Raw genomic sequence first — 14,236 nt, 5'->3', positions numbered from 1 at the left:
CCGGAGCGCGTGTCCGGCGGACAAGAGGAGCAGGCATGAGCGAGATCGCAGCGACCACTGTCCATGAGGCGTACGCCTTCGCCTGCATGAAGTGCGGGTACGGCTGGGAGCAGTCCTACGAGATAGAGCACCACGTCGACGTGCACGGCCATGCGTTCGTCGTCTACACGGCGGACGGTGAGCGGGTGCCGTCGCCCCTCTCCACGCCCACCTGCGCCAACTGCGGCGGACACGTGGTGCGCATCATGCGGGCGGGGCGGGTCGCGGGCGTCCAGGAACTGCTGCGGAAGCAGCGGACGCCGCAGACCTCGGAGAGCAGCGCGAAGGACCGTACGGTGTCGACCGCCGCCACACCGGGGCGCCACTGGCGGCTGTCCGACCTGCTGCACCCGTTCCACCGCAGGTGACGGCGCCTGCGGGCCGGATGCCGACGATCGTACGAGGGCGGGCCCTCGTACGATCGTCGGCATGAGCCGTACCGAAGCCCCGCCGCTGCCCGAGCCCCTGCGGGTTCCGGTCGCCGACTCCCACACCCACCTGGACATGCAGGACGCCACCGTCGAGGAGGCCCTCGCCCGGGCCGCCGCGGTGAACGTGACCACCGTCGTCCAGGTGGGCTGCGACGTGGCCGGCTCCCGCTGGGCCGCCGAGACCGCGGCGGCCCACCCCGCCGTCCACGCCTCGGTCGCCCTGCACCCCAACGAGGCCCCGCGCATCGTCCACGGCGATCCGGACGGCACCGCACGGCAGGGAGCCCGGGAGCCCGGCGGCAAGGCGGCGCTGGACGAGGCGCTCGCGGAGATCGACGCGCTGGCCGCCCTCGACCACGTCCGCGGAGTCGGCGAGACGGGGCTCGACTTCTTCCGTACGGGCCCCGAGGGTATCGCCGCCCAGGAGGAGTCCTTCCGGGCCCACATCGAGATCGCCAAGCGGCACGGCAAGGCCCTCGTCATCCACGACCGCGACGCGCACGCGGACGTCCTGCGGGTGCTGGCGGACGCGGGCGCGCCCGAGCGGACGGTGTTCCACTGCTACTCCGGCGACGCCGACATGGCCCGGATCTGCGCGCGGGCCGGGTACTTCATGTCCTTCGCGGGCAACGTGACCTTCAAGAACGCCCAGCCGCTGCGGGACGCCCTCGCCGTCGCCCCGGCCGAGCTGGTCCTCGTCGAGACGGACGCCCCTTTCCTCACCCCCGCGCCGTACCGGGGACGGCCCAACGCGCCCTACCTCATCCCGGTCACGCTCCGTGCGATGGCCGAGGTGAAGGGGCTGGAGGAGGACGTGCTGGCCGCCGCGATCTACGACAACACGGCGCGGGCGTTCGACTTCTGACCGCAGCCGGACACTCTCGGTAGCTGTGCCGCTTTGGAGAGTCACCGCCGCTCCGCTATCGTCCCCGCGCACGACGGGGCGGCAGCGGGCGGATCTTCAGGAGCGGCGTGAACGGCGTGAACACTTCGCAGGGCAGGCGTCTCGACGCGTTCCACGAGCAACTGACGCTGGGTGGCGGGGACAGGGTCTGGGCGCACGCCCCGACCATGGTCGACGCCCCGCTCGTCGACACCCCGCTCGTCGACGCCCCGCTCGTCGACGCCCCGCTTGTCGACTCCCCGTTCGTCGACACCGCGCCCGACGGCCCGCCGCCGCCCGCGATGCCCCGGCAGGGCCCCACCCGGGCCGACGCCCGGCGGGCCGCCAAGCGCCGCCGGAGACGCGTCGTCGTCGACCCCGAGAACCTGAAGCTGAGCCGGCTCGTCCCCCGGGCCCTGGTCGTCGCCTTCCTGGCCGGCGGCACCACCGCGTTCGTCGCCCACGACAAGGCCGTCCGGCTGGAGGTCGACGGCACGCCCCGCACCCTGCACACCTTCGCCGACGACGTCACCGAGCTGCTGGCGGAGGAGGGCGTCACCGTCGGCGCGCACGACCGCGTCTCCCCGGACCCCGGCACCGGCCTCGACCACGGCGACGAGGTCGTCGTCCGGTACGGGCGGCCCGTCACCCTCACCCTCGACGGCGTCCGCCACCGGATCTGGACGACCGCCGACACCGTGGCCGGGGCGCTGCGCGAGTTCGGGATCCGGGCCGAGGGGGCGCACCTCTCCGCCGCCCGCTCCACCCGGATCGCCCGCTTCGGCCTGACCCTCACCGTCCGCACCGAGCGCGCCGTGACCTTCATGGCCGACGGCCAGGAACGCACCCTGCGCACCAACGCCGCCACCGTCCAGGAGGCCCTCGCCGAGGCGGGCATCACCCTGCACGGCCAGGACACCACCTCCGTCGCCCCGGCGAGCTTCCCGCGCGACGGCCAGACGATCTCCGTCATGCGGATCACCGACACCCGCGAGGTCCGCGAGGAGACGGTCCCGTACGCCGTCGAACGCAGCGAGGACCCCGCCCTGTTCCGGGGCACCGAGGTCATCGAGCGGGCCGGGCGCAACGGCGTACGCCGGGTCACGTACGCGGTCCGGACCGTCAACGGCGTCCGGCAGAAGCCGCGCCGGACGGCCGAGGAGCTGGTCCACCTGCCGGAGAGCCGCGTCGTGCGCACCGGCACCCGGCAGCGGCCCGACTCCGTCGCCGGGGCGGACGGGCTGAACTGGTCCGCGCTCGCCGCCTGCGAGTCCGGCGGGCGCGCCGACGCGGTCGACCCGAGCGGCACGTACGGCGGGCTGTACCAGTTCGACACGCAGACCTGGCAGTCCCTCGGCGGCAGCGGACGGCCCCAGGACGCGCCCGCCGCCGAGCAGACGCACCGGGCGAAGAAGCTGTACGTGCAGCGGGGGGCGAGTCCGTGGCCCCACTGCGGCCGTAGGCTTACCGGGTGAGCAGCACAGAGCCCGACGCCCTCCTGGGGCCCGCAGACATCCGCGACCTGGCCGCGACGCTGGGCGTACGCCCCACGAAGCAGCGCGGTCAGAACTTCGTCATCGACGCCAACACCGTCCGCCGCATCGTGCGCACGGCCGAGGTCCGCCCGGACGACGTCGTCGTCGAGGTCGGCCCCGGGCTCGGCTCGCTGACCCTGGCGCTGCTGGAGGCGGCGGACCGGGTGATCGCCGTCGAGATCGACGACGTGCTCGCGGCCGCGCTGCCCGCCACGGTGAACGCCCGGATGCCGGAGCGCGCCGACCGCTTCGCCCTCGTCCACTCCGACGCGATGCTGGTCACCGAGCTGCCGGGGCCCGCGCCGACCGCGCTCGTCGCGAACCTCCCGTACAACGTGGCCGTGCCCGTCCTGCTCACCATGCTGGAGCGCTTCCCCAGCATCGAGCGGACCCTCGTCATGGTCCAGTCCGAGGTCGCCGACCGCCTCGCCGCCCGCCCGGGCAACAAGGTCTACGGCGTGCCGTCGGTGAAGGCCAACTGGTACGCGGACGTGAAGCGCGCCGGAGCGATCGGCCGCAACGTCTTCTGGCCCGCCCCGAACGTCGACTCCGGGCTCGTCTCGCTCGTCCGCCGCACCGAGCCGCTCGCCACCAAGGCCTCCCGCGCCGAGGTCTTCGCGGTGGTGGACGCGGCGTTCGCCCAGCGCCGCAAGACGCTGCGCGCCGCCCTGTCCGGCTGGGCCGGTTCCGCGCCCGCCGCCGAGGCCGCGCTCGTCGCCGCCGGGATCTCCCCGCAGGCGCGCGGGGAGGCGCTGACGGTGGAGGAGTTCGCGGCGATCGCGGAGCACAAGCCGGAGGTGTCGTCCCTGTGAGTGCCGCGACCGCCGCTGTCACCGTCCGCGTTCCCGCCAAGGTGAACGTCCAGCTCGCGGTGGGCGCCGCCCGCCCCGACGGCTTCCACGACCTGGCCAACGTCTTCCTCGCCGTCGGCCTGTACGACGAGGTCACCGCGACCCCCGCCGACGAGCTGCGCATCACCTGCTCGGGCCCGGACGCCGGCCAGGTGCCTCTGGACCGTACGAATCTCGCCGCCCGGGCCGCCCTCGCGCTCGCCGAGCGGTACGGCATCGACCCCGCCGTGCACCTCCACATCGCCAAGGACATCCCGGTCGCGGGCGGCATGGCGGGCGGCAGCGCCGACGGGGCCGCCGCCCTGGTCGCCTGCGACGCCCTGTGGGGAACGGGCGCGAGCCGCGACGAGCTGTTGGCCATCTGCGCCGAACTGGGCAGCGACGTGCCGTTCAGCCTGGTGGGCGGGGCCGCGCTCGGTACGGGACGCGGCGAGAAGCTGACCCCGATCGAGGTCGGCGGCACGTTCCACTGGGTCTTCGCGGTGGCGGACGGAGGCCTTTCCACGCCCGCCGTCTACGGAGAGTTCGACCGCCTCACCGCCGACACCGAGGTCCCCGAACCGACCGCGTCCCCCGCCCTCCTGGCCGCCCTGCGCTCCGGCGACTCCGGCGCACTCGCGGGAGCCCTGAGCAACGACCTCCAGTCCGCCGCGCTCTCCCTGCGCCCGTCCCTCGCGGAGACGCTGGCGGCGGGCACGGAAGCGGGGGCGCTCGCGGCGCTGGTCTCCGGTTCCGGGCCGACGACCGCGTTCCTCGTCCCGGACGCGGAGACGGCCGAGAAGGTGGCGGCCGCGCTGCTGACCTCCGGGACCTGCCGCAACGCGCGCGTGGCGGCCTCGCCCGCGCCGGGCGCGCACGTGATCTGACCCGTACACGGCGTCCTCGTACTCACCGCCCACTTGAGTACGAGGACGCTGCCGCACCCCACCCGGCTCGCGCGACCGTACGGTCATGGGATCAAGTGTTCGTGAACTGGCCGGGGCGACGCCCGCCACCCGGGACCGTTACGTCGACCTCCTCCGGGTCGGCTCGCTCGGCGCGGTCGTCCTCGGCCACTGGCTGATGGCCGCGGTCACGCCGGACGGGGTGGGCAACCTCCTCGCCGTCGTCCCGGCGCTCCAGCCGCTGACCTGGCTGCTCCAGGTCATGCCGGTGTTCTTCTTCGTCGGCGGCTTCTCGCACGCGCTGTCCTACCGCTCCCTGCTCCGCAAGCGCCCCGAGGGGTCCGAGGACTCCGTCTACTCCGCCTTCCTGCGCGCCCGCCTCCAGCGGCTGCTGCGCCCCACCATGGTCTTCGTCCTGGTCTGGGGCGCGGCGGCGCTGCTGGTCCAACTCCTCGGCGGGGGCGGTGGGCTGACCGGCGTCACCCTGCGGATGGTGACCCAGCCGCTGTGGTTCATCGGGATCTACCTGGCGATGGTCGCCTTCACCCCGCCCCTGCTGAGGCTGCACGAGCGGTACGGCTGGGGGGCGTTCGCGGGTCTGGCGGTCGCGGCGGTCGCGGTGGACGTCCTCCGGTTCGCCGCCGGAGTCCCGTACGTCGAGTTCCTCAACTTCGCGTTCGTCTGGCTGGCGGTCCACCAGCTCGGCTTCCTGCGCGCCGACGGCCGCATCCGCCTGCGCCGCGCCGCCCTGCTCGCCGGTGGCGGCCTGGTCACCGCCGCCGCGCTGGTGGCGCTGGGCCCGTACCCGCTGTCCATGGTCGGGATGCCCGGCGAGAAGGTCAGCAACATGGCCCCGCCCACCCTCGCCCTGCTGGCCCACGGCCTCTGGCTGGTCGGCGCGGTCGAGCTGCTCCGGGCCCCGGCGGCCCGCCTGCTGGAGCGCCCGCGCGTCTGGCGCACGGTGGTGGCGGCCAACGGCGTGGCGATGACCGCGTTCCTCTGGCACCTCACGGCGATGTTCGGGGTGTACGGGGCGCTGCTCGCCCTCGACGTCGACCTGCCCGAGCCCGCGTCGGCCGCCTGGTGGACCCAGGTCCCGCTGCGCCTCGCCCTCGCGGCGGCCCTGACCGCGGTCCTGGTCGCCGCCTTCCGCACCTTCGAACGCCCGGCCGCCCCCACGTCCCCCGGAACCCCGCGAGCCTCCGGGGCCGGCCCGCTCGCGGCGCTCGGCGCGGTGCTCTGCCTGCTCGGCGTCCTCGGCCTGTCCATGGTCGGCTTCGGCGGCCTGCTGGACGGCCGCACGGCCCTGCTGATCGCGATCCCGGTCAGCGCCCCGGCCGCCGTCGCGATGACGCTGGGCGGGTGGCTGCTGGTGGAGCGGACGGGGCGGAGGGTGCCGTAGAGGCGACAGCGAGGGAAGCCGGGCCGGCCCACCTCCTCCCCCCTACGCCGGGCGCGGCGCCTCGCAGCCATGCCGCTCCGCCGAGCGCTCCGCGAAGCGCTGGAGGGCCGCCCGCAGTCCCTGGTGGTCCACGACGGGCGCCGCCTGCTGGGGGGTGCCATCGTCAAGGAGTGTTTCCACCTCGAACAAGGCGGTCCCGCCCGCGCCGGGGCATCCGGCGGCCAGCGCGTAGGCACTCGTACCGGGCCGCCGGCTGTCCCGCCTCTCGTCCAGCCGCATGTGGGCGTACCGGGCGGACGGCCCGTAGGACGCGGTGAACCCGTACAGGAACGCGCCGTTGCGACCACCCAGGACGCAGTTCTCCAAGGGCGCCGGGTCCCCGGCGATCTCCCGTACCGTTCGTACGCCCCACCGGGCGGCGGTCTTTCCGTCCAGTAGGCCCGTGCAGCTCCCCGTGGCCGCGGCGACGGTTTTGTAGTCCGCGCGGGTCGTCGAAACGCCGACCTCCTTCACCCGACCGCCTACCGGAGCCTCGCAGCCGGTCCGCCGGGCGTACGCGGAGGCCGTCTCCGTGAGGACGGCGACGAGCCGCTCCCGGGCCACCGGGTCGTCGAAACCGCCCCGGCCGAGGTCGGCCTCCGCCGTCATCAGCTGCCCGTAACCGGACTCCTTGCCGCAGCTCAGCATCAGGACGGCCCCCGCCTCGTCCGTGTCCTCAGTGTCCGGGTTGAACCGGAAGGAGCCGGTCCAGCCGTGCCCCAGGGGTGCGTCGAATCCGTCGGAGTTCTCCAGGTTCGTCATGTGTTCTGTTCGCCCCGACCACAGCACCAGACCCGCGTCCGTGTCGTCGTCGGAAGCGCTGACCGTGCAGTGCCCCCGGTCGGCCCAACGGCCCGACGAGGTCAGGGAGATACCGTCGAACAGCTCCCGCACCGCCCCGGCCGCCAGGTCGCCGTCGCAGGCCGAATCCAGCGCCCGGCCGTCGCGCCAGGAGTCGTAGCCGCCGGAGACCCAGAAGAGTCCTCCCGCCAGCACCGCCGCGGTCACGGTCCAGGCCGCCACGCGGCGCACCGGCCGCCTGCGCCAGAAACGGACGTCGCTCACTTCCACACCTTTCCGAGGACCTTCACCGCACGGCAGTCGGACGCGGCCAGATACGCGGCCAGGATCCGGTCGGCCCGGCCGGCCGCGAGAGCGGACTCGGCAGTCGTCACCGTCACCCGGCTCAGCGTCCTGGCTCCCGAGCACGAGGACTCGGCCCAGACGGCCAGCGTGTACGACTTCTCGCCGCTCTCCGGTTCCGGGGCCCGGGACAGGGCGGCCAGCTCGGCCCCGTACACCGTGCGCACCTCGGGCAGCAGCGGGCCGCGCCAGCTCACCGAACCCACCTCGGCGACATGGTCCAGCCGGTTCGCCGGCTTCGCGCGCGGCACCCTCAGGGAGCAGGCGTCCACGTCGTCGCCCGTGACGCCGTCGGGTTCCCGGTCGTCGCGCCCCCAGGCTTTGCCGTCGAGCATCCCCGGCCGGAACCAGCGGCAGGACGGCGGGACGGCGTCGGACTCCTCGTCCCGATCCTCGACGGGCCCGGTCGGCGGCGGCCCTACGTCCGAGGGCTTCACCGCCGGGCCCCCGCAACCGCCCCGGTCCCGTACGTGGTTGGCGGCGGCCGCCACCGCGCCGCGCAGCTCTTCCGGCGCCCCCGTGACCTCCGCCCCGTCGCCCTCCAGCGAGGCGTGGACGCGGAAGCGGGTCACCGGCCGGGGGTAGCCGGGCAGGCCGCCCGGGCAGTCGGCGGTGACCTGGGTGGTGGCGTCGAGGTACGCGGTGGCCCAGCGGGGTTCCTTCGCGGCGCTCGCGGAGAGGATGTCCCTCAGGCGCACCCCGGTCGGCGCGAAGTCCAGCACCGGCACCGCCGCGAGGTCCAGACTCCCGGACCCGGCACCCCAGTATGCGTCCCACTGCACCGAGCACCGCAGCAGGGTGCGCGGCCCGCGCCCCGACGGCCCGGTCAGGTCCAGGTCGCGGTACAGCTCCCAGGTCTCGTCCCCGGGCAGCAGCCCGCTGATCGCCGCGCGCGGCAGGACACCCCCGCACGCCGTGTCCAGGACCTCGGCGTTATGGGCGTCGCGCCGCTCGGACCGTACGAGGAGGAACCCGGCCACCAGCGCCGCGGCGAGGACGACCAGGGCCGCTTTCGGCAGAACCCGATGACCTATGAACCGTTCCCATGCCGCTGCCACCACGTCGCCCCCCGGCCCTTGATCAGTGCGCGCACGCTATCGCACGCCGCCGGAACCCGGCCCCGTCCCGTCCCACGCGTCATCGTCATGAAGTCCCCACCCCTGATGTCGTGCGCACCGCTCCGACCTGGGGCTTCTCCCCATGATCGATCGCGGCACGTCGGCGCACCCCGCGCGGCGACTACTCTGGTACGTCGAGCGGTCCTCGCCGCAGGGACCCCCGGGACAGGAGTGAAATGGCCGTCAATCTGGTCAATGTCGAGCAGGTCAGCAAGGTGTACGGCACCCGTGCCCTGCTCGACGGCGTATCCCTCGGGGTCTCCGAGGGCGACCGGATCGGTGTCGTGGGCCGCAACGGTGACGGCAAGACCACCCTCATCCGGATGCTCGCCAAGCTGGAGGAGGCGGACACCGGCCGCGTCACCCACAACGGCGGGCTGCGCCTCGGCGTCCTCACCCAGCACGACTCCCTGGACCCGAAGGCGACCATCCGCCACGAGGTCATCGGCGATCTCGCCGACCACGAGTGGGCGGGCAGCGCCAAGATCCGTGACGTGCTGACCGGGCTCTTCGGCGGGCTCGCCCTCCCCGGTTTCGAGCACGGGCTCGACACCGTCATCGCCCCGCTCTCCGGCGGTGAGCGCCGCCGGATCGCGCTGGCGAAGCTGCTCATCGAGGAGCAGGACCTGATCGTCCTCGACGAGCCCACCAACCACCTCGACGTCGAGGGCATCTCCTGGCTCGCCGGACATCTGCGCGGTCGCCGCTCCGCCCTCGTCTGCGTCACCCACGACCGGTGGTTCCTCGACCAGGTCTGCACCCGCATGTGGGACGTCCAGCGCGGCGCCGTCCACGAGTACGAGGGCGGCTACAGCGACTACGTCTTCGCCCGCGCCGAGCGCGAACGCATCGCCGCCACCGAGGAGTCCAAGCGGCAGAACCTGATGCGCAAGGAGCTGGCCTGGCTGCGCCGCGGCGCCCCCGCCCGTACCTCCAAGCCGCGGTACCGCATCGAGGCCGCCAACGAGCTCATCGCCGACGTGCCGCCGCCGCGCGACACCAGCGAGCTGATGAAGTTCGCCAACGCCCGGCTCGGCAAGACCGTGTTCGATCTGGAGGACGTGACCGTCCAGGCCGGTCCCAAGACCCTGCTCACCCACCTCACCTGGCAGCTCGGCCCCGGCGACCGCGTCGGCCTCGTCGGCGTCAACGGCGCGGGCAAGACCTCGCTGCTGCGCGCCCTCGCCGAGGCCGCCCGTACCCAGGGCGACGAGCAGCCCGCCGCCGGGAAGGTCGTCGTCGGCAAGACCGTCAAGCTCGCCTACCTCTCCCAGGAGGTCTCCGAGCTGAACCCGAACCTCCGGGTCCTGGAGGCCGTCCAGCAGGTGCGCGACCGGGTCGACCTCGGCAAGGGCCGCGAGATGACGGCGGGTCAGCTGTGCGAGCAGTTCGGCTTCACCAAGGAGAAGCAGTGGACGCCCGTCGGCGACCTCTCCGGCGGTGAGCGCCGCCGGCTCCAGATCCTGCGGCTGCTGATGGACGAGCCCAACGTCCTCTTCCTCGACGAGCCCACCAACGACCTCGACATCGAGACCCTGACCCAGCTGGAGGACCTCCTCGACGGCTGGCCCGGATCGATGATCGTGATCTCCCACGACCGGTTCTTCATCGAGCGGACCACCGACAAGGTCATGGCCCTCCTCGGCGACCGCGCCCTGCGGATGCTGCCGCGCGGGATCGACGAATACCTGGAGCGCCGGCAGAAGCTGGAGGAGGCGGCGACCCCCTCCGCCGCTGCCGCACCACGCTCGTCCTCGGCCCCCGCCGCCGCCCCGGCCGTCTCCGCGCAGGCGTCCCGCGCCGCGAAGAAGGAGCTGCAGAAGGTCGAGCGGCAGCTCGACAAGCTCTCCACGCGCGAGACCACGCTCCACAAGCAGATCGCGGACAACGCCACCGACTTCGAGAAGGTCGCCAAGCTCGACGCCGAACTGCGTGAACTCGTCACCGAGCGGGACGAGTTGGAAATGCGCTGGCTGGAACTGGCCGAGGACGCCTGACCGGACCCGTGGGGCCGGTGGGGCGGGTGGTAGAACGGGACGGCAGTGACCGTACGTTCGAGGGGGACCACACCGATGTCGCAGCCGCCGCCGCAGCAGGGCTTCGGTGCTCCGTACGAACCTCAGCCCGGGGTGTACGGGGATCCGGGGCAGGCTCGGCCCGGCCCGTACGGTCAGCAGCCCGGTCCGTACGGGCAGCCGCCTCAGCCGCCTTACGGCTACCCGCCCCAGCCGCCCACCGCGCCGTTCGGCCGGGACCAGCCTCAGCCGCCGAACCGGCCTTCCGGCGGGCGCTCCCGGGGCCGGCTCATCGGCCTCGTCGCCGCCGTGCTCGCCGGGGTCCTCGTGATCGGGGCGGGCGTCTGGTTCGCCGTCGGCGGTGATGACGGGTCCGACGGCAAGAAGCCCGTCGCGAAGGAGAGCGCCGAACCGAAGCAGCCCGGCACCGAGCCGGACCGGAAGAAGACGCCCGCCGCAGAGGCCGCTGAGATCAACAAGGGGCGCAAGGAGGGCGAGACCAAGGTCCGCTGGATCCAGAAGAACGGCGTGGACCTGCCGGGGCGCGGTGCATCCGCCCTCGGCCCCTGGCTCTCCGACGGCACCGTGGCCAAGGCCATGTACCGCACGGTGTCCGGCTACTCCCTGGAGGACGGGTCGCGCAAGTGGAGCCTGCCGCTGCCGGCCGACGTCTGCGCGGCACCCACCCTGCCGACCGCGGACGGGAAGATCGTCATCGGGCTCAGGACCAGCACCTCCTCGGAGGATTCGGTCTGCGCCAAGCTCCAGATGATCGACCTGGCCACCGGTGAGGCGGGCTGGTCCAAGGCCTTCCCGCAGGCGCCGACGCAGGACGGGCTCAGGAACATCGTCATGGCGATCAGCGGCGACGTCCTGACGATCGGAAGGATCGGCCGTACGGACGCCTACCGGGTCAGCGACGGCAAGCACCTGTGGGACAAAGTGACCGGCCCCTGCTATGCGTACGCCATGACGGGTGGTGCCGCCATGTTCGCCGCTGTCGGCTGTAACAAGCAGCCGATCGACGAGGCCGACGGCGAAGTGCGGCGCATCGACCCCGTCACCGGCAGGACCGTGTGGACGTACAAGCCCAAGGAGGGCTGGATGGTCGGCCAGTTCTACTCCGTCGACCCTCCGGTGCTCCTGCTGCAGAATGTGAGAGACCCGGACCCGCAGGACGAGACGCAGATCGTGGTCCTGAACACCGACGGGACCTTCCGCTCCCAGTTCGCCCTCGACGAGGACCGACCCGCGATTCAGTGCACCTTCACGACGCGGGACCTGGGAGCGAACTTCGACACCTGCACGGGCCTGGCCGCCGATGCCGACACGCTCTATCTCGCCTCGAGGTACCCCATCGCGGACGGATCGATGGCCGGCGAGGTGCTCGGCTTCGACATGAGCACCGGCAAGGAGAAGTGGAAGGTCCGGCCTCCCGCCGAGCAGACCCTGACCCCGTTGCGGGTCGAGGGCGGCAGGGCGCTGATGTACCTGAGCCCGTCCAAGCCGAAGGCCAAGGAAGCCGCCGGCGGGGGCATCGTGGCGCTCGGCCCGCAGGGCGGCGCACTGGAACCGGTCCTGCGGCACCCGGCGTCCGCCGCGGCGGCCGAGCGCACCGTCGCCGGTCCGCTCGTTCTCTACGCCGACGGACGCTCTCTCCTGATGCGGCCCCATGTCTCCGCGTACACCGACGAGGAGGAGCTGGAGACGCGGACGATGATCGCCTTCGGTGACTGACCATCACCTCCGGCCGAGGCGTAACGACGGCATCACAAGCCGGTTCTCCCTTGGGAACAGGGGTTGGCCCGAATCGGTACCTGACGCCTGGCGGGTGGTACAAAGAAGCCCCGCCCGACTGTCGTAACACTGCGGAAGCCATGCCCGATTCGCTCCTTTCCGAGGGGGATTGACCCTCTTGGGAATGCGGGGGAGACCGGATCGCGCACCGGGCCGCACGAAGGGGGACGTGCTGATATGAGCCAGCCGCCCAGCCAGCAACCGCCGCAGGGAGGCTTCGGGGCTCCGCAGGAGCCGCCGAACGGAGCTCCTCAGCCGCCCCAGGGCCGGCCGGAGCCGGCCGATACGCCGCCGCCCCCGGCCGGCCCGCCGCAGACGCCCCCGCCGGGCGCCCCGGCGTACGGCTATCCGCAGCAGCCCCCGGCGCAGCAGCCCGGCTACGGCTACCCGCAGCAGCCCGGCCAGGCCCCCGGCCCGTACGGGCAGCAGGCCCCCGGTCCCTATGGTCAGCAGCCCGGGCCCTACGGTCAGCAGGCCCCGGGGCCGTACGGGCAGCAGGCTGCCGGTCCGTACGGTCAGCAGCCCCAGACCGGTTACGGCTATCCGCAGCAGCAGTACCCGGGCGCCCCTGCCCCCGGTGGACCGGGCTCCGGCGGCGGGTTCCTCAAGGGGAAGACCGGCATCGTCATCGCGGCGGCGCTCGCCGTGGTCCTGGCGGCCGGGCTGGGCACCTGGTTCCTCGTGAGCGACAGCGGGGACGACGACCCGAAGAAGCCCGCCGCCACCGGCAGCAACGACCCCAAGGCCCCCAGCGAGTCGCCGACGGTCGACGAAGGTGACGGCAGCGGTGACGGGCGCGAGGCCGGCGACGACCTCAACGCCGGGCGCAAGCCGGGCGAGGCCAAGGTCGCCTGGCTCCAGAAGAACGACATCGACCTGCCGCGCAGCGGCTCCGCCGTCCAGGGCCCCTGGTTCGCCGGCGACGTCGTCGCCAAGGCCATCTACCGGAGCGTGTCCGGCTACTCCGTCGCCGACGGCAAGCAGAAGTGGAAGCTCGATCTCCCCGCCGACGTGTGCGCCACGCCCAACACCCCGACCCCCGACGGCAAGATCGTCATCGGGGTGAAGAACGGCACCACGGACCGCGCCAACTGCTCCGTCCTCCAGATGGTCGACCTCAACACCGGCAAGGCGGGGTGGAAGAAGGAGATCAAGAAGAACGGGACCTGGGACTTCCTGTCGGACATCGGGCTGGCGATCAGCGGGGACACCGTCGCCGTCGGGCGCACCGGCAACTCCAACGCCTACCGGGTCAGCGACGGCAAGGAGCTGTTCGGCACTCCCGAGGGCACCTGCAAGCCCTTCGCCTTCTCCGGGGGCGACAAGCTGATCGCCGCGGTCAGCTGCCGCACCGACGACGTCAAGAACCCGCAGAACCAGGTCCAGGAGCTGAACCCGGCCACCGGCAAGCCCCGGTGGACGTACCAGCCGCCGCGCGGCTGGGAGGTCAGCAAGGTCTACTCCACCACCCCGCTCGTCGTGCGGCTGGAGCACGAGGAGAAGAAGCAGTACACCATCGTCGCGCTCACCGAGAGCGGCAAGCTCCGCTCCCAGCTCACGCCCGGCAAGAGTGACAAGCTCACCGCCGACTGCGGCAACAGCTTCGCGATCTTCGGTAAGAAGCTCGAAGGGTGCAGCGGCGTCGCCGCCGACGCCAACACGTTCTACATCGCGACCGAGGACGACAGCAGCGGGACCGCCCGGACGAACAAGGTCGTCGCGTTCAACCTGAACACCGGGAAGCCCAAGTGGGAGGCGCCCGCCCCGGCCGAGCGCGTGCTGAAGCCGCTCGGCATGGAGGGCGGCGACGTCCTGCTCTACATGCGGCCGAAGTACGACACCGCCGGCGCCATCGTGACCCTCCCGCCGACCGGCGGCACCCCCAAGACGCTGCTCCAGCACCCGTCGGGGGCAGGCAGGGTCGAGAACGGCTTCTTCTCGTCCAAGGTCCTCTACAAGGACAGCCGTTCCTTCGTCTTCAGCACGCGCGTGAGCGCGAGCAACGACAAGGAAGAGCTGGAGCAGACGACGATGCTGGTGTTCGAGAAGTGAGGGCTCACCCCCGCCCCCGAACGCAGCCGGCCGCTCCCGGCCCCACG

The 14,236-nt window shown here is 72.8% G+C and carries 11 protein-coding genes; 9 read left to right on the top strand and 2 right to left on the bottom strand.

All coding sequences use genetic code 11. The annotated features are described in order from the left end of the window. The first annotated feature begins 35 nt into the window (after positions 1 to 35). The 6 genes from WQO_RS13765 to WQO_RS13740 all read left to right on the top strand — a co-directional run bounded on the left by WQO_RS13765 (position 36) and on the right by WQO_RS13740 (position 6,025). Positions 36 to 407 (top strand): hypothetical protein, encoded by a 372-nt coding sequence (locus WQO_RS13765; protein ID WP_010059712.1) that lies wholly within the window; start codon positions 36 to 38, stop codon positions 405 to 407. Between the two features lie 61 nt (positions 408 to 468). After that, positions 469 to 1,335: a TatD family hydrolase gene (locus WQO_RS13760; protein WP_010059713.1), complete on the top strand. Its 867-nt coding sequence runs from the start codon at positions 469 to 471 to the stop codon at positions 1,333 to 1,335. A 107-nt stretch (positions 1,336 to 1,442) separates the two neighbouring features. Next, complete coding sequence (locus WQO_RS13755; RefSeq protein WP_010059715.1) at positions 1,443 to 2,828, top strand: resuscitation-promoting factor; 1,386 nt, start codon at positions 1,443 to 1,445, stop codon at positions 2,826 to 2,828. Then, the gene (gene rsmA, locus WQO_RS13750) at positions 2,825 to 3,700 is read left to right on the top strand and encodes a 16S rRNA (adenine(1518)-N(6)/adenine(1519)-N(6))-dimethyltransferase RsmA (RefSeq protein ID WP_010059716.1); all 876 of its coding nucleotides are present in this window, start codon (positions 2,825 to 2,827) and stop codon (positions 3,698 to 3,700) included. Before WQO_RS13755 ends, rsmA begins: the two co-directional genes overlap by 4 nt. Next, a complete protein-coding gene (locus tag WQO_RS13745; protein WP_010059717.1) occupies positions 3,697 to 4,605 on the top strand; it encodes a 4-(cytidine 5'-diphospho)-2-C-methyl-D-erythritol kinase in 909 nt (302 codons plus the stop codon). The genes rsmA and WQO_RS13745 overlap by 4 nt, the downstream gene beginning before the upstream one ends. 85 nt (positions 4,606 to 4,690) lie before the next feature. Beyond that, positions 4,691 to 6,025: an acyltransferase family protein gene (locus tag WQO_RS13740; RefSeq protein ID WP_010059718.1), complete on the top strand. Its 1,335-nt coding sequence runs from the start codon at positions 4,691 to 4,693 to the stop codon at positions 6,023 to 6,025. 42 nt (positions 6,026 to 6,067) lie between these two features. Here the strand turns inward: WQO_RS13740 and WQO_RS13735 are convergent, their stop codons facing one another. Continuing rightward, positions 6,068 to 7,129, bottom strand: coding sequence for a hypothetical protein (locus WQO_RS13735; RefSeq protein WP_010059719.1), 1,062 nt, complete (start codon positions 7,127 to 7,129; stop codon positions 6,068 to 6,070). Continuing rightward, entirely contained in the window at positions 7,126 to 8,268 is a 1,143-nt protein-coding gene (locus WQO_RS13730) for a hypothetical protein (RefSeq protein WP_029182203.1), read from the bottom strand. Before WQO_RS13730 ends, WQO_RS13735 begins: the two co-directional genes overlap by 4 nt. A 233-nt stretch (positions 8,269 to 8,501) precedes the next feature. On the opposite strand from WQO_RS13730, the gene WQO_RS13725 reads away from it, so the two are divergent. The 3 genes from WQO_RS13725 to WQO_RS13715 all read left to right on the top strand — a co-directional run bounded on the left by WQO_RS13725 (position 8,502) and on the right by WQO_RS13715 (position 14,189). Then, the gene (locus WQO_RS13725; protein ID WP_010059721.1) at positions 8,502 to 10,322 is read left to right on the top strand and encodes an ABC-F family ATP-binding cassette domain-containing protein; all 1,821 of its coding nucleotides are present in this window, start codon (positions 8,502 to 8,504) and stop codon (positions 10,320 to 10,322) included. A 75-nt stretch (positions 10,323 to 10,397) separates the two neighbouring features. After that, positions 10,398 to 12,077 carry an outer membrane protein assembly factor BamB family protein gene (locus WQO_RS13720; protein ID WP_058953981.1) on the top strand — a complete coding sequence of 560 codons (1,680 nt, stop codon included), beginning with the start codon at positions 10,398 to 10,400 and terminating at the stop codon, positions 12,075 to 12,077. Between the two features lie 237 nt (positions 12,078 to 12,314). After that, entirely contained in the window at positions 12,315 to 14,189 is a 1,875-nt protein-coding gene (locus WQO_RS13715; RefSeq protein ID WP_010059725.1) for an outer membrane protein assembly factor BamB family protein, read from the top strand. Positions 14,190 to 14,236: the final 47 nt, after the last annotated feature.

The organism is Streptomyces globisporus C-1027, from assembly GCF_000261345.2.
GTDB classification, from domain to species: domain Bacteria; phylum Actinomycetota; class Actinomycetes; order Streptomycetales; family Streptomycetaceae; genus Streptomyces; species Streptomyces pakalii.
Note: the sequence above shows the minus strand (reverse complement) of the source record. Positions and strands in the feature narration are given on the sequence as shown.